The following is a 15,713-nucleotide window of genomic DNA, read 5'->3' on the forward strand; positions in this document are numbered from 1 at the left end:
CCACATTTGGATCTTTGCACTACAATCACATTATGCCTCAGCGATGACACCGGAAAGGCTGACGCGACGTGCGTCGTTCACCACTACGTCCGCCGTCGTCCCGACAAGCTCGCCATCGGCAGCCACACGAATGAGCTGTAGATAGGGAGTGCGCCCGACGAATTCACCAGGCTCCCGTCCCTTGCGCTCGAAAAGCACAGGCAATACCCCGCCAAGGCTCTGGGCATTGAAGGCGAGTTGCTGCGCTTCAAGCACGGCCTGGAGCCGAAGCAGCCGCTCCGATTTAACGGCGTCATCGACCTGGCCGTCATGGCCTGCCGCAGGCGTTCCCGGCCGGGGACTATATTTGAACGAAAACGCCTGAGCGAACCCGACCGCTTCAATCAAATCAATCGTGTCCTCGGCATCCTGATCGGTCTCGCCCGGAAAGCCGACGATGAAATCGCTTGAGAGGGCGATATCGGGCCGCGCCTTTCGAATGCGCGCGACAAGATCGATGTATTCCGCCGCCGTGTGCTTGCGGTTCATCTTCGCCAGAATACGATCCGATCCCGACTGCACGGGGAGATGTAGGAATGGCATCAGCTGCGGAATATCCGCATGCGCCGCAATCAAATCATCGCTCATGTCACGCGGATGACTCGTCATATAACGAATGCGCTCAAGTCCCGCGATCCGCGCCAAACGCGCAATCAAATCGGCAAGGCTGGCACTGCGCCCGCGAAGGTCCTCGCCGTGATAGGCATTGACGTTCTGTCCGAGCAGAACGATTTCCCGCGCACCTGCCTCCACAAGCTCGCGTGCCTCCGCGTCGATCTTGGCAACCGGACGTGAAAATTCCGCTCCGCGCGTATAAGGAACGACGCAGAACGTGCAGAACTTATCGCAACCTTCCTGTACGGTGAGAAATGCAGACGGCGACGACACGCGGCGTGGCGCTTTCATCCGCGCAAACTTCTCTTCTCCTGGAAATTCCGTCTCGACAATGTGCGTCCGCGCCGTCGTCGTCCGGGCAATTAACTCTGGAAGACGATGATAGCTTTGTGGTCCGATGACGAGATCGACGGCCGGCTGACGCGTCGTAATCTCTTCGCCTTCGGCTTGCGCCACACACCCCGCAACGGCAACGACCGTCTCCCGGCCGTCTTTGGCACGCGCGATCTTCACATCGCGAATGCGGCCAAGATCGGAATAAACCTTCTCCGCGGCCTTCTCGCGAATATGGCAAGTGTTGAGAATGACGAGATCGGCGCGATCAAGCTCTGTTGTTTCACGATAGCCCTGGCGTGCCAGCGCTTCCGCCATGCGCTCGCTGTCATAAACGTTCATCTGACAGCCGAAGGTCTTCAGATAGTAGGCTTTAGGCTCGGATTGGGTCACGTCGTCAAATCAGCCAGACAATGAAAATATTCGTTCTCGGGACGCGCATAGCACAAAAGGCCCCGATCATGTCCATTTCTCGCTTTTTCGGACCGGAATGACCATCTTCGCCCGCCGTGCGGCCTCGGAGGGCTCGACCGGAACGAGACTTCCATCCATGCGGCCCCGTAGAATCGAAAGAACGTCACGGCGGACGGCGCGTTCGCTTTTCAGCGCCAGATCTTTACGATCTTTGAAATCGCCGAGCGGCACCGGCGCCCCGACCTTGACCGTCGCGGTAATAGCCCCGGATTTCAGAACACCCCACGCGTGCGAGGTCATCTCCATGTCGCCATACCAGCCAAGCCGAGGCCGGTCGGCGCGCGTCAAGGGCACCCCGCAAAGATGGGTATAGACGACCGCGACCGTCTGAACCACGGCACCGCTGACGAGCCGCTCGTCGGCACCTGCAACCGCACCGAACAATGACGTCTTGAACGGCAGCACGCGATTACCGTCGCTTGATGTCCCCTCCGCGAACAAAACGATCGTATCGCCTTGCTGCAGCCGCCTCGTAATTGCGTTCGCCGCATCGCCGGCCGCAAGGCGACGTGTCCGATCGATGAAAACAGACCGCTGGAGGCGCGCCAAAGCCGACACGAACGGCCAGCTTCCAACTTCGAGCTTGGCAACGAATGAAACCGGCGCCAACGCCGACAGCACAGGGATATCGAGCCAGGACGTATGATTACAGACGAGCAGCACCGGCGCATCCTGCGCGACGGCTCCCTCGACTTGAAGCCTGATACCGAGAATGCGGCACACTTGCCGATGATACCAGTTCGGAAAGCGCCGAGCCGCTTTATCGGAGACCCGCAACAGCAAAGCCTGCACCGGCATCAACGGCAGCGTCAGCCCGAAGAAAGCAGCGAGAACGGTAGACGCGCGAAGCGTTCCTTTTGCCATGGCCGCGGCTCAACCCTTGCGGCCCGAAGTTTTCTTTTTCGCGAGCGGCACGCCATAAAGCTCCAGCCGGTGGCCGACAAGCTCGAAGCCAAGCTCGCGCGCGACGCGCTCCTGCAGGGCTTCAATATCCGCATTCGAGAATTCGATGACGTGGCCCGAGGCAACATCGAGCAGGTGATCGTGATGGCCGCGCATCGTCGCTTCGTACCGGCCCCGGCCGTGCCCGAAATCGTGACGTTCGAGAATGCCCTTTTCCGAAAACAGCTTCAGCGTGCGGTAGACCGTTGAAAGCGAAATGCGCGGATCGATGACGTGTGCTCTGCGGTGGACCTCCTCGACATCCGGATGGTCGGTCGCTTCCGATAGGACCTGCGCGACCACGCGGCGCTGGCCGGTCATCCGTAAGCCATGCTCGGCACACCGCGTTTCAAGCGGGCTCGGATTTTTTGCGCGTCTCGCGGACATTGCTCTACGGCCGGATTCAGAAAGCGATATGGATGTTCGAATCTCAAGACACCGCCGCGTTATAGGCAGCGTACGCCGCGCGCGTCTATATCGAGGGTACCGATCATTGCGCAGTCAAAGCGTTAAGACCAACGTCAACGCATCGACCCTCTGACCATCAGGACGTTGATAGTAACGTTTGCGCCGCCCTGTCTCGACAAAGCCAAGCTTGCGATAGAGTGCCAACGCCGGTTCGTTATCCTCTGCAACGTCCAAAAAAATTTGCTTTGCATCGCCACGCCTGGCCGCACGAGCCAATCCTTCGAGCAACCCCGCAGCGACGCCTGCCCGCTGCCAATTCGGCGCGACGCCAATCGACAGAATCTCAGCTTGATCCGCCGCAAGCTGGCCGATGACAAAGCCGATGATCGCCTTCGGTGAACCTGCTACCGCAATGAGCGAAGTGGCAGCGGGATGTTCTAGCAATTTCCGAATCGCGGCCGCATCCCATGGCGGGTCGAAAAGCTTCGCGTGGAGAGTGGCAATCTCTTCAGCCCGTTCCGGTGCCGCCCACAACATGCTTGCGTGCCTGACGTTTCGGAACGGCGTGACATTCGACGTCATGCCTCGGCTCCGATAAGCGGGCTCGGAGCCGGCGGCTTAGCGTCGGGAGGGCGAAGATAGAGCGGACGCACGGTCGCCGATACCGGAAGCTCGACCGCTGCAAAAAGCATATCGAAAGCATCCGGCAGTAGCTCCGGCAAAAGCGCGGATGCGTCAATGCCGCTCGCGCGTGCCGCATGGGCAAGCGCTTCTGCACCCGAGCCTGCAATCACGATCGGCGCCGAACCCAAAAACTGAACCGCGTTCCCTATTTCGACGCATTGAGCCGCAACGACCGTATTCAAGGAATGACGGTCGAAAACCTCAAGATAGATTTCGCCGCGCCGGGCATCCGTTGCGATCGCGATATGCGCCGTGTTGGCGGCGGGAATAAGCGCGCTCATAGCCATCAATCGGAGACTGGAAATCGCGACCAATTCCGCACCCGCCGCGAGCGCCAGTGCGCGCGCCGCAGAGACGCAAATGCGCGTGCCAGTAAAGGTACCGGGCCCATAGGTCACGGCAATGCGGTCGAGCGCTGCGAATTCCAATTTCGCTTCCGACATGACCGTTCGCACCATCGGCAGCAATCGTTCCGCATGCCCTTTTTGCATGGCCTCGAAGGCGCAAGAAATAGCTGGCGTCAACGAGCGAAGCCCGCGACCCGCCGCCGCCGAGCAGGCGTCAAAGCACGTATCAATCGAGAGTATATTCATCCAGGACGAGATTTATATGATCTTTGCAATTTCGTCGAAATTAAATCGAGGCGATCTTGGGTAAACGCCCTCGGGATCGCCATATCCCAAATTGCATAGGAAATTCGACTTGATTTCGGTCCCCGAAAAAAATTCGGCGTCGACCCCCGCATTATTAAATCCCGACATCGGCCCGCAATCGAGCCCAAGCGCTCGTGCCGCCAGAATGAAATAACCGCCTTGCAGCGAGCCATTACGGAATGCCGTCGTATCGGCATGCGCTTTCTTTCCGGCAAACCAGCTTTTGGCATCGGCGCGCGGATAAAGCTTCGGCAAATAGTCGTAGAAATTGAGGTCATAGGCGACGATGGCCGTCGCAGGCGCAGCCATGGTCTTTTCGACATTGCCGGGATTTAGGTGCGGCTTTAACCGCGCTTTCGCCTCTTGCGATTTAACGAAAACAATTCGCGCCGGCGAGCAATTGGCGCTCGTGGGCGCCCATCGCATATGATCGACAATGCGCTGCAACAGCTCATCCGGCACATCGCGCAGCCGCCATTTATTGCTCGTATGCGCATCATCGAAAAGCTGATCCAGGGCGGCTTTATCCAACGGGTGGCCCATATCGTCCTCGTGTTATTCCAGCCTAATATGAAGAACCCCGCCGGAGCGGGGCTCTAGTGAAGCCTTGTCAGCCTCAAACGGGCTGGACAGCAGTGACTTCGGGACAGAAATGCTTCAGCAGATTTTCGATCCCATGCTGCAACGTGGCGGTCGAACTCGGACAGCCCGAGCAGGCCCCGCGCATATGGAGGTAGACGACACCGTCCCGAAATCCGGAAAATGTAATATCGCCGCCGTCCTGTGCAACAGCCGGACGGACACGTGTCTCCAGAAGTTCTTTGATCGTCGCGACGGTCGCTTCATCTTCCGGATCGTAACTTTCGGCTGCCGCGTCGTTGGAATCTTCTTCATCCGTCACCGGCGCACCGGACATATAGTGTTCCATGATCGCGCCGAGCACCATCGGCTTCAGGTGCTGCCATTCGATCTCGCCCTTGGTGACGGAAATGAAGTCGGAGCCGAGGAACACGCCATCCACACCTTCGATCGCAAAGAGGCGCGTGGCGAGCGGAGATGCGGCCGCATCAGCTTTTGTCCGAAAATCTGCCGTCCCGTCCGCGAGAACGTCCCGCCCGGGAATGAACTTCAAAGTAGCTGGATTCGGCGTGGCTTCGGTCTGAATGAACATGGCATCTCACTTAGGTTGGCTTTGTTTGCGCCCCTGCACGCGAGACAGGCGCATAAACCAGGGTGTTAGAACGCTTCTAATATAGGAAGGCCACGAGCGCCTGTCGAGGATGGCGAGCCCGCCTCATTTATAGGCGTTTTAAGCCAGAGCCTTGATGTCTGCGAGCGAAAGTTGTCCCGGCACCACCGTCACGGGCACCGGAAAGCCACCCGAGGCCCGGCCTGCGGCAAGTGAGGCGACGAGCGGCCCCGGGGCTTGGGGCGCGATCGATGCGCCGAGCACGAGCAACGCAATATCTTCGTCCTCCGCAATGACCTTGACGGTTTCTTCGGCAAGACGCCCTTCTCGGATGACATCTTCCGTCTCGATGTTTTCAAAGCCCGCCAGAGAGAGCTTTCTTCGAAAGAGACGGAATAGCGCCTTCGCCTTCGCCGTCTCTTCTTCGAGCTGTACTTGATGCACATTCGCCCAGTGCTGCAGCTCTCCGGGCTCGATCACGTAAAGCATCACGATCGAGCCCGAGGACCTCTGCACGCGGCATGCTGCGTAATAAAGCGCGCATTCGACCTCCTGGCTCTCGTCGACAACGATCAGGAGCTTGCGGCGATGGCCTTCTTCGAAAGAGCGGCGCGGTTTCATGGAGACGATGCTGCCATCGCTTCGCCGTCGCCGCAACGGCAGCCAGCGAAGTGCTGCACCATTCTGACAATCAGCTTCTGATAAAGCCGACGATATCCTTTACTTTCGCCATGACCGGCTCCGTCACGGCCCTAGCCCGCGCGGTACCGTCCGCCAGAATCCGATCGATCTCGGAAGGATCGCCCACCAGCCGTCTAGCTTCGCCGCCAATACGGCCAAGCTTGTCCGTCGCGACCTCCGCAAGCGCCTTCTTGAACGACGAGAACTGCTGCCCGCCATACTCTTTTAAGACATCCGCGACTGATTGGCCGCTCAGCGCCGCATAGATGCCGACAAGGTTCTCGGCCTCCGGCCTCCCGGCAAAGCCCTTTTCATCGCTCGGCAGCGGTTCCGGATCGGTCTTCGCCTTCTGGATCTTTTTTGCGATGGTGTCGGCGTCGTCCATCATATTGATCCGCGATAGATCGGAAGGATCGGACTTCGACATCTTTTTCGTCCCGTCCCGCAGGCTCATGACACGTGTGGCAGGTCCGGTGATAACCGGCTCGGGAAGCGGAAAGAAAATGCCGTCCTCGAAGCCAGCAGCGACGATCTCTTTTTTGAAATCGTTGTTGAACTTCTGTGCGATATCGCGCGCGAGTTCTAGGTGCTGCTTCTGGTCCTCACCGACCGGCACGTGGGTCGCGCGGTAAGCGAGGATATCGGCCGCCATTAGGTCGGGATAGGCATAAAGTCCGACTGATGCCTGCTCGCGGTCTTTACCCGCCTTCTCCTTGAACTGCGTCATCCGATTGAGCCATCCGAGCCGGGCAACGCAATTGCAAATCCAGGCGAGTTCTGCATGCGCGCTCACCTGCGACTGGTTGAAGAGAATGCTTTTCTTCGGATCAAGCCCCGCCGCGATATAAGTAGCAGTTACCTGCCGAATGGCGTGCCGGAGCTCGGCCGGCTCCTGCCAGACGGTGATCGCGTGCAAATCGACGACGCAATAGATGCAGTCATGGGTCTTCTGCATCTCGATCCAGTTGACCATCGCGCCGAGATAGTTGCCGAGGTGCAGGCTGCCTGTCGGCTGCATTCCGGAAAAAACGAGCGGCGCGGTTTTCATGGGATTGACCGTGTTATGAGAATTCGGGCCGCCTTATCGCTTGCTCGCAGCCCGTAGGCAAGTCCGTCGTCTCAGGCTTTGCCGCCTCTTCCGGTAAAACGGGCGAGTTGGCGAAGCGACAGCACGCCGGTGGCGGCAACAATCAAACCGAAGACGGCCATGCCGACGGCAATCTCAAGCATGAGCCCTGAAAACTTCACGAGAAAAGGTTTGTCGGCGCTCAGGTACGGGGCCAAATGATAACTCGCGACGAGAAGGACCCCGGCCATCGCCAAACTCGCGAGAATAATCAGCGGTATGTTGCGGCGAAGGCGTGCATCGGCGATGAAATCGCCGCGCCGATGAAGCGTTATCCAAAGCAAATAAGCGTTCAACCACCCGCCGAAGGTCGTCGCAATCGCGATGCCGAGTTGTGGCATAATGCCTTGAGACCGGAATATGAAGAACAACGCTATGGCGCCAAGCGTGTTGGCAATCAAACTGATCGCAGCATACTGCATCGGTGTTTTTGTATCTTCGTGTGCGAAATATGCGGGCGAAAAAATCTTGATCATGACAAAGCCGGGAAGCCCTAACGCAAATACGGCGAGCAGTTGAGCGGTCGCTGCCGTATCCGCCGCTTTGAAGGCGCCTCTTTGAAATAGAACTCCGACGATGTCGTAGGGAATAACCGCAAGCGCCAACGTCGACGGGATCGTCAGCAGCATTGCAAATTCGAGCGAGCGGTTCTGGCTATCCATGACGCCAGCCGTATTACCGGCGCGCAGTTGCCGCGAAATATCGGGCAAGAGCACGATGCCGACCGCGATGCCGACGATCGCAAGCGGAAGCTGGTAAATCCGGTCGGCGTAATAAAGCTGAGAGACTGCGCCCGCCTGCAGCGAAGCGATGACGGTCCCTATAGCGACATTGATCTGAGTGACTCCACCCGAGATGATGCCGGGCACGCCGAGTTTCACCAACCGGCGTATATCCGGCGATAATCGCGGACGCCGCAACCCAAGCGTCAGCTTCGCCTGTCGCATACCCCACATCAAAAGAGCTAATTGCAAAAATCCCGCAACGAACACCGCCCAAGCCTGTATGACCCCCGCAGCGGGCTCCGAGCGATAGCCGAGCCAAAGCGAGATGAAAGTCGCAATCATCATCACGCCGTTCAGCACAATCGAAACGGATGCGCTTTCGGCAAACCGTCCGACCGAATTCAGCGCCCCTGACATGAGCGCGACGAGCGACATGCACAATAGGTACGGCATGGTGATTCGCGTCAGCAGCACTGAGAGATCGAATTTCTCGGGTGTTGCGTCGAAGCCCGGCGCCAGGCCGTACATAAAGAAAGGCATCGCGAGTTCGGCAATGATTGTAACGATCAGCAGAATCAGGAGCAGTCCGGCCATCGCCTCCTCGGCAAACGTCCGAGCCGCCTCATGCCCCTCCCCTTCCATCTTTTTTGCGAAGATCGGCACAAACGCCGAGTTGAATGCGCCTTCCCCAAAAAGGCGGCGGAAAAGATTCGGAAAGCGAAACGCGACTACGAATGCGTCCGCGACCCAGCCTGACCCAAGCGTCGCCGCAATAAGGATATCGCGCACGAAACCGAACACGCGGCTCAGCAGCGTCAATCCCCCAACGGTCGCGAACGATTTATAAAGCTTCATCGCGCAAGCGCCGTAACGACATTCGCTTCTGCACGCAAGCTGGTCCCCTCCGTCATGTCCGTAGACAAATGCGCCCCTCGCCGGCCCAAGACTCGGGGCCAAGCTCCCATACACTAAATTCTCGATTACTTCCGTACGGACTTCTTTGGCACACCCGCACCATCCCCAACCATGGTGGAATATAGCCTATCCTGAATTGCCGCCTGCCGCGCCTCGTTAACAACCTGCTTTCCGACGAGATCGGTCACATAGAAGACGTCGACGGCCTTTTCACCGAACGTCGTCACATGGGCCGACGCGATATCAAGCGACAGGTCCGATAATGCCGACGTCAGCTCATAAAGAAGACCTGGCCGGTCACGGCACGAAACCTCGATGACCGTCAGCCGCTCGGACAATGAATTGTTGATGATGACCTCGGGCTCGACGGTGAATGCCTGAACACCCCGGACGCTTGCCCTCCTGCGCTGGAGCAGCACCGGCAGGCGTTCCTTGCCTGCCAGAAGACGTTCGATGGTATCGGATATGCGCTGCGCACGGCGCAACTCGTCGGCGTCGTCTTTGAATTCTCGATTGAGTAAAAATGTATCGAGGGCGTAACCATCCCGGGTTGTCGTGATATGGGCGCCTGCAATGTTGGCACCCGAAGCAGCGCAGGCACCGGCAAAGAGAGACAGAAGCCGCGCATGATTCGGCGCAAAGACCGTCAGCTCCGTTATTGCGGTGAACGCATCTGTCTTGACGATGGACGCAAGCTTCGTATGCGACCGCGTCGCATCTCGTACGACATTTGCGTGCGCCACCTGCGTCGCTGTATCTGTACGCAACCAATAGTTCGGGTAGTTGCGCGCAATGAAGTCATCGACGTCCCGTTTCGGCCAATCGGCGAGCGCCTCTCTCAAGGCCGTCAGCGCCTGATCGATACGCTCTGCTCGCGGAATTTGCGTATGTCCTCCGGCAACGAGCGGCTCCGTCTCGTGATATAACGTCCGAAGCAACTGTCCTTTCCAGCCGTTCCAAACGCCTGGACCAACCGCCATGATATCCGCGCACGTCAGGATGAGGAGGAGCTTCAGCCTCTCTGGGCTCTGCACGATATTCGCGAATGCGCGGATCGTATCGGGATCGGAAACATCGCGCGAGTGTGCGAAGTTGCTCATCGTAAGGTGTTCCTGGATGAGCCAGGCAACAAGTTCCGTTTCGGCGGACGTCAGCCCTAGCCGCGGACAAACCTTGCGCGCGATGCGGGCTCCGACTGCGGAATGGGCTTCCTTACGACCCTTGCCGATATCGTGAAGAAAGGCTGCGACAAGCAAAGCCCGCCGGTTCTGGATCGATGGAAAAATCGCTGTAGCAAGGGGCAATTCCGCCGCAAGTTCTCCGCGCTCGACGGCGATGATGTTGCCGAGCGTTCGGAGCAGATGCTCATCGACAGTATAGTGATGATACATATTGAATTGCATCATCGCGACGATGCGGCCGAATTCGGGAAGAAACCGGCCAAGCACCCCGGCCTCGTTCATATGCCGGAGAGACGTCTCAGGGTTCGTCTTCGCTGTCAGAAGCGAAAGAAAAATCTGATTTGCTTCCCGATCGTTTCTGAGATCGTCGTCAATCAGGCGCAACGACCCGCGCAACAGACGAATGGCGCTCGGGTGAAGATAAATTCCCATACTTGCAGCTTGCGAGAAGAAACGGATCAGATTGACGGGATCACGCCGGAAGACGTTCGGATCCGCCACATTCAAGCGATCGTTGTCGACGCGAAAATCCGTCCTTTGGCGAATCTCGCGCCGCGTCTTCCAGTTGAGCGGACTCAACAGCCGCTTATATGTCGGCGCGGATTTCAGCTGTTGCATTTCGAGCGCGCCGCAGAGAATCGTCGTCAGATCGCCGACATCCTTAGCAACCAGGAAGTAATGTTTCATGAAGCGCTCGACGGCGCGCATGCCGCCGCGGTTCGTGTAACCGAGACTCTGCGCCATCGCCGGTTGCACTTCGAAGGAAAGCACTTCCTCGGCGCGCCCGGTCAGAAAATGCAGAAAACAACGCACGCGCCATAGGAAGTCTTCGCAGCGCCGAAACGTCTGCACCTCCTCTTCGGTGAAAATTCCGGCCTCGACCGCTGCCGATCCGACCTCTTGTCCGAAGATGTATTTTGACAGCCATTGCAGCGTGTGGAGATCGCGCAGGCCGCCCTTGCCATCTTTGATGTTCGGCTCAACCTTGTAGCGGCTTTCCCAAGCACGGCGCACACGCTCGTCGCGCTCCGCCATCTTAGCATCGATGAACTGCCGCGCCGTGCCCTTGACGACCTCTGCCCGGAACCGGTCTTCGAACTCGGCAAAGAGTTGCGAGTCGCCGAGAATGAGCCGAGCATCGAGAAGCGCCGTACGAATGGTGATGTCGGCATAGCCAAGCTTCAAACATTGATCGACGGTGCGCGTCGCATGGCCGACTTTGAATCCCAAATCCCACAGCAGATAGAGCATGTATTCAGCGACGCTTTCGCCCCAAGGCGTCTGCTTGTAGGGAAGCAAAAAAAGAAGATCGATGTCGGAACCCGGAGCGAGGAGTCCACGGCCATATCCTCCCGTCGCAACAACAGCCATGCGCTCGGCATCCGACGGGTTCGTCGCCCGATAGACATGGGCGACCGCATAGTCGTAGATGAGCCGGATCAACTCGTCCTGAAACAGACTGAGCCCCGCCGCACACCGGCGTCCGTTGCCGTCGACTTCGAGGGCGTTCTGCGCCGACTCGCGTCCACTCTTCACCAGCTGCTTCAAATAATCGAGGACATGGGGTCGCGCGTCCGCAACCGAGGAACTGCTATTGAAGATCGTCGTCAGATCACGACGCGCCACCTTTCCATCGAAATAGGGCGGTGGTACCAGCCGTGTCAGCGTATCTTGGGTCAAGCCTTCGTCTTCTTCACGGTTTCAGCGAGCGCCTTGAGTTCATAAAGCTTCTGCAGCGCGGCTTTCGGCGACAAGTCGTCAGGATGGAGCGCAAGCAGCATCTTTTCAACCGCCGACAGCTGCCGTTCGTCGAGCCCGCTTTTTGGTCTCACCGCCGAGAAAAGCGGCAGATCATCAAGCCCGTCATCTCCGGCACGCGGCCGCCGGTCCGCCTTTTCGAGACGGTCAAGTACTTCGCGCGCTCTTGCCACCACAACATGCGGAAGCCCGGCGAGCTTTGCAACTTGGATGCCATAGGAGCGGTCTGCCGCGCCCGCCTTAACCTTGTGCAAGAAGACGATGGTGTCGTGCCATTCCGTGACCTCCATCGTGACGTTCGCAATCCCTTCGAGGCGCCGCGCCAGCGCGGTCAGTTCGTGATAATGGGTTGCAAAAAGCGCCCGCGCCCGCGTCACGCTATGCAGATATTCGACCGTCGCCCAGGCAATGGACAAGCCATCGAACGTCGCGGTACCACGGCCGATCTCGTCGAGAATGACGAGCGACCGTTCGCTCGCCTGGTTCAAGATCGCTGCCGTCTCGACCATTTCGACCATGAACGTCGAACGTCCGCGCGCGAGGTCGTCGGAAGCACCCACGCGCGAGAACAATCGATCGACAACGCCAATGTGCGCCGAACGTGCGGGAACGTAAGACCCCATTTGCGCCATGACCGTGATCAGCGCGTTCTGCCGCAGAAACGTCGACTTGCCCGCCATGTTCGGGCCTGTAACGAGCCAGATTCGCGCATCCGGCACCTTTTCGAATCCGGCCGGAGCCTCGCTGCCGTCCTTTCCGAGAATGCAATCGTTCTCGATGAACGCCGGAGCGCCGCTTCGCGCCAAGGCCTGCTGCACCACTGGATGACGCCCGCCCCGGATATCGAACGTCATACTGCTATCGACGACCGGCCGCGCATAACCTTGTTCAAGCGCAAGCTGGGCAAGCGCCGCATAAACATCGAGTTCCGCGAGAGCGGAAGCCGTCGCGCTGAGATCGTTCGCCGCCGCGCCGATGCGGTCGGCGAGATCGACAAAGATGTCCTGCTCAAGATTGAGCGCACGCTCGCTTGCCGACGCAATCATCCCCTCCGTTTCGAGAAGCTCGGCCGTTGCAAAGCGCACCGCGTTCGCCATCGTTTGGCGATGCCGGAACCTGTCACTCAATGGCGGCGACATCAGCGGCTTGGCATTAAGCTGCGTCACCTCGATGAAGAATCCGAGAATATTGTTGTGCCGAACGCGCAGCGTCTTGATGCCGGTCTCTTCGATATAACGAGCCTCGTGCTCCGCCATCACCTTGCGGCTGTCGTCGCGCAACGCGCGGGCCTTATCGAGATCGCTATTGAACCCCTCCCTGACAAACCCGCCGTCACGTCGCAGCAGCGGCGGATCATCGACGAGTGCAGCATCTAGGGATTCAACGAGATCGGCGGGGCCTTGCACCAGCCGCTCGCAGATGGACCTCAGCTCTTGCGGGAGACCAAGCGGTTGTGCCGATTCGCCGATGAGCGCCACCGCACGGCGCGCGACTCCGAGCGCGTCACGCACGGCCGCAAGATCTCTCGGGCCTCCGCGCCCGAACCCGAGACGCGGCAACGCGCGAGCAAGATCAGGCGCGGACCGAAGCGTTCGACGCAAATCATCCAAAAGACGGCGATTGGCCAAAAGATAGCTGACGGCATCAAGACGGGCTTCGATTGCAACCGGATCGGTCAACGGGCTCGACAGCCGCGCCTGCAACTCGCGCGTTCCGGCACCTGTCACCGTGCGATCCATCGCGGCAAGCAACGTCGAGGATTTCTCCCCCGACGCAGCTTTGATCAGCTCAAGGCTCGCGCGGCTGGCCGCATCGATAAAAAGCCGGGATCCTCCAGCTTTCCGCGGCGCTTTGATTAGCGGCTTGCGGCCCATCTGAGTGAGATCGACGTATTTGAGTATCGCACCGACCGCCGCCAATTCCGAAGACGAAAAACCCCCGAAACCCGAAAGATCGGCGACGCCGAGACACGCTTTGAGATCGCGTACGCCAGTTGCGGCGTTGAAATAAGCAGACGGCACCGCCGTGATCTTCGCGCCCGCGTATTCGACCGCTTTGACGAACGCTTGATCGCCGAGCAATTCGTCCGGAGCGACCACTTCGCTCGGACCTAAGCGGATAAGTTCCCCCGCGACGTCGTATCCGGACACGTCGCCAACCTCGAATTCGCCGGTCGATATATCGAGCGAAGCAAGCGCCAGGCGCGCGTCTTGCGTTGTCGCCCCGATCTCGACAGGCGTTTCGCAATAGACCGCCGTCAGATAGTTGCGAGCCTTCGCGTCGAGAAGGGCTTCTTCGGTGACCGTACCCGGCGTAACAAGTCGAACGACATCCCGTTTGACGACCGCCTTCGCTCCGCGCTTGCGCGCTTCAGCCGGATCTTCGAGCTGTTCGCAGACAGCGACCCGGAAACCCTGCTTGATCAACCGCTGCAAATATTCGTCTGCACGATGCACCGGTACGCCACACATGGGAATGTCCTGCCCCTGATGCTTACCGCGCTTGGTCAGGACGATCGAGAGCGCTTCCGAAGCAACGACGGCGTCTTCAAAGAACAGCTCGTAAAAATCGCCCATACGATACCAAAGCAGACTGTTCGGATTCGCCGCTTTGATTTCGAGATATTGCGCCATCGACGGTGTCGTGGCGGAATTCGCTGGCCGATCGTCGTACGTGCCGAGCTTCTCGTCGTCGCCCGGAACATCCCGCTCAACGTGCTTATGTCTGCGCTGCACGTCGTGTTTAGACATTGAGAAGGTCGCCCCGCTTTACCCCTTGCCCGGACGCAAATATCGAACCCCGGATACCGGCGCTATGCATAGGTTGCCCTCAGAGGCGCAGCAACCGGCAGCAACCCTGCTTATCCCCGGGCTTTAACGACAATGCGAGTCCAACGGCTGAAATGCGCCCAAATGCGCCGGGTTTCAGGTGTTGCCGATTTGCGCACCTTCCGCGAATAACGCGTTGCGCATCACGCTACGGCAGCGATTCGGCTCTTCGTCTCGTCCGGCGTGCCGTAATGCTCGAAATAACGCGGATCGATATTCGATACCGGCATGATGATCAACACGTCGGTCGTTCCGAACTGATGATCGATAACCGCACCGTCTCCGACATAGGCGCCGAGCCTTAGGTAGGCTTTGACAAGCGTTGGCATCGCCTTCATCACGGCTTTGACGTCGATCGCGTCAAGCGGCATCCGGTTCATCGGAACGTAGAGATCGCGACGCGCCCGGCATCGCCATTCTTCCGGTGCAAGAGCCCGATGATGAAGATAGCTCAATGCCAAATTATGATCGTCCGGATTGGTGCCCTCGAAGCTCGCGCAACCGATCATGACGTCAATGCCGTTCTCACGAACGTAAGTCCAGAGACCGTGCCAAAGAAGCTCGACGGAGCGCTTGCTGCGATAAGGTGCCAGCACGCACGAGCGCCCCAGCTCCATGAATCGATGCGTTCCCGCTTTGGCATGAAGTAGCGACGAAATGTCGAACTCACTCGCCGAATAGAATCCCGGGCCACGCTCGGCGACATCTTGCTGAAGAATTCGGTACGTCCCGACGACCTTCGGTGATTCCGGCAGGCCGCTTCGCGCCGGTTTCGTCTGATCGAGATCGACAACCAGAAGATGATCGCAGAGGGCATCGTACGCATCTTCGTCGCGGCGGCGGAATTGAGCCAGCCGCGTTGGGGTGGCTGACATTTCTTCATAGAAAACCTGATAGCGAAGGCGCTGCGCGAGCTTGATCTCCGCCCACGTCCGCGCCAAGCGGACCTCGAGATTCCCTACCCGGCCATAGACCTTCGGCTCAATCCTGCGCGAGAAGGCTTTGAGGCGCCGGGACGGACCCGTGAGTGCTTCGAGAGCCGAAAGCGTACCGGAAAATTTGACTGGCAATCGAGCGCGCCGTCTGCTGCGCTCCGCAATCGCCTGCCACATGGCCGCTCCATCCTGACGAAATATCCCATTGGCGAACTAGCACGATTCCG

At 58.8% G+C, this 15,713-nt stretch carries 13 protein-coding genes; all 13 read right to left on the minus strand.

Going from position 1 to position 15,713, the window contains the following annotated elements:
• Positions 1–30: 30 nt before the first annotated feature.
• Positions 31–1,380 carry a tRNA (N6-isopentenyl adenosine(37)-C2)-methylthiotransferase MiaB gene (gene miaB / locus VHB22_RS14630; protein ID WP_325457715.1) on the minus strand — a complete coding sequence of 450 codons (1,350 nt, stop codon included), beginning with the start codon at positions 1,378–1,380 and terminating at the stop codon, positions 31–33.
• 66 nt (positions 1,381–1,446) lie between these two features.
• A complete protein-coding gene (locus VHB22_RS14635; RefSeq protein WP_325457716.1) occupies positions 1,447–2,325 on the minus strand; it encodes a lysophospholipid acyltransferase family protein in 879 nt (292 codons plus the stop codon).
• A 9-nt stretch (positions 2,326–2,334) separates the two neighbouring features.
• Positions 2,335–2,790, minus strand: a complete 456-nt coding sequence (locus VHB22_RS14640; RefSeq protein WP_325457717.1) for a Fur family transcriptional regulator — start codon at positions 2,788–2,790, stop codon at positions 2,335–2,337.
• A gap of 114 nt (positions 2,791–2,904) precedes the next feature.
• Entirely contained in the window at positions 2,905–3,393 is a 489-nt protein-coding gene (rimI, locus tag VHB22_RS14645) for a ribosomal protein S18-alanine N-acetyltransferase (RefSeq protein ID WP_325457718.1), read from the minus strand.
• The gene (gene tsaB / locus VHB22_RS14650; RefSeq protein WP_325457719.1) at positions 3,390–4,088 is read right to left on the minus strand and encodes a tRNA (adenosine(37)-N6)-threonylcarbamoyltransferase complex dimerization subunit type 1 TsaB; all 699 of its coding nucleotides are present in this window, start codon (positions 4,086–4,088) and stop codon (positions 3,390–3,392) included. The genes rimI and tsaB overlap by 4 nt, the downstream gene beginning before the upstream one ends.
• Before the next feature lie 12 nt (positions 4,089–4,100).
• Complete coding sequence (locus tag VHB22_RS14655; RefSeq protein WP_325457720.1) at positions 4,101–4,691, minus strand: malonic semialdehyde reductase; 591 nt, start codon at positions 4,689–4,691, stop codon at positions 4,101–4,103.
• A 73-nt stretch (positions 4,692–4,764) separates the two neighbouring features.
• On the minus strand, positions 4,765–5,319 hold the full coding sequence (locus VHB22_RS14660) for a NifU family protein (RefSeq protein ID WP_325457721.1): 555 nt from the start codon (positions 5,317–5,319) through the stop codon (positions 4,765–4,767).
• 138 nt (positions 5,320–5,457) lie between these two features.
• Positions 5,458–5,958: a universal stress protein gene (locus tag VHB22_RS14665; protein WP_325457722.1), complete on the minus strand. Its 501-nt coding sequence runs from the start codon at positions 5,956–5,958 to the stop codon at positions 5,458–5,460.
• A 70-nt stretch (positions 5,959–6,028) separates the two neighbouring features.
• The gene (gene trpS / locus VHB22_RS14670; protein WP_325457723.1) at positions 6,029–7,066 is read right to left on the minus strand and encodes a tryptophan--tRNA ligase; all 1,038 of its coding nucleotides are present in this window, start codon (positions 7,064–7,066) and stop codon (positions 6,029–6,031) included.
• Between the two features lie 71 nt (positions 7,067–7,137).
• Complete coding sequence (murJ, locus tag VHB22_RS14675) at positions 7,138–8,724, minus strand: murein biosynthesis integral membrane protein MurJ (protein ID WP_325457724.1); 1,587 nt, start codon at positions 8,722–8,724, stop codon at positions 7,138–7,140.
• Between the two features lie 125 nt (positions 8,725–8,849).
• Positions 8,850–11,645: a [protein-PII] uridylyltransferase gene (locus tag VHB22_RS14680; RefSeq protein ID WP_325457725.1), complete on the minus strand. Its 2,796-nt coding sequence runs from the start codon at positions 11,643–11,645 to the stop codon at positions 8,850–8,852.
• Entirely contained in the window at positions 11,642–14,473 is a 2,832-nt protein-coding gene (gene mutS / locus VHB22_RS14685; protein ID WP_325457726.1) for a DNA mismatch repair protein MutS, read from the minus strand. Before mutS ends, VHB22_RS14680 begins: the two co-directional genes overlap by 4 nt.
• Before the next feature lie 221 nt (positions 14,474–14,694).
• Positions 14,695–15,663, minus strand: a complete 969-nt coding sequence (locus VHB22_RS14690) for a GNAT family N-acetyltransferase (protein ID WP_325457727.1) — start codon at positions 15,661–15,663, stop codon at positions 14,695–14,697.
• Positions 15,664–15,713: the final 50 nt, after the last annotated feature.

The sequence above is a fragment of the Hyphomicrobium sp. genome, assembly GCF_035548195.1.
GTDB lineage: Bacteria > Pseudomonadota > Alphaproteobacteria > Rhizobiales > Hyphomicrobiaceae > Hyphomicrobium_B.

What these genes read in the sequence shown, in the direction of transcription:
- trpS (WP_325457723.1), bottom strand. Translation starts at nt 7,066, where the DNA reads ATGAAAACCGCGCCGCTCGTTTTTTCCGGAATGCAGCCGACAGGCAGC.
- tsaB (WP_325457719.1), bottom strand. Translation starts at nt 4,088, where the DNA reads ATGAATATACTCTCGATTGATACGTGCTTTGACGCCTGCTCGGCGGCG.
- mutS (WP_325457726.1), bottom strand. Translation starts at nt 14,473, where the DNA reads ATGTCTAAACACGACGTGCAGCGCAGACATAAGCACGTTGAGCGGGAT.
- rimI (WP_325457718.1), bottom strand. Translation starts at nt 3,393, where the DNA reads ATGACGTCGAATGTCACGCCGTTCCGAAACGTCAGGCACGCAAGCATG.
- VHB22_RS14660 (WP_325457721.1), bottom strand. Translation starts at nt 5,319, where the DNA reads ATGTTCATTCAGACCGAAGCCACGCCGAATCCAGCTACTTTGAAGTTC.
- VHB22_RS14640 (WP_325457717.1), bottom strand. Translation starts at nt 2,790, where the DNA reads ATGTCCGCGAGACGCGCAAAAAATCCGAGCCCGCTTGAAACGCGGTGT.
- murJ (WP_325457724.1), bottom strand. Translation starts at nt 8,724, where the DNA reads ATGAAGCTTTATAAATCGTTCGCGACCGTTGGGGGATTGACGCTGCTG.
- VHB22_RS14690 (WP_325457727.1), bottom strand. Translation starts at nt 15,663, where the DNA reads ATGTGGCAGGCGATTGCGGAGCGCAGCAGACGGCGCGCTCGATTGCCA.
- VHB22_RS14655 (WP_325457720.1), bottom strand. Translation starts at nt 4,691, where the DNA reads ATGGGCCACCCGTTGGATAAAGCCGCCCTGGATCAGCTTTTCGATGAT.
- VHB22_RS14635 (WP_325457716.1), bottom strand. Translation starts at nt 2,325, where the DNA reads ATGGCAAAAGGAACGCTTCGCGCGTCTACCGTTCTCGCTGCTTTCTTC.
- VHB22_RS14665 (WP_325457722.1), bottom strand. Translation starts at nt 5,958, where the DNA reads ATGAAACCGCGCCGCTCTTTCGAAGAAGGCCATCGCCGCAAGCTCCTG.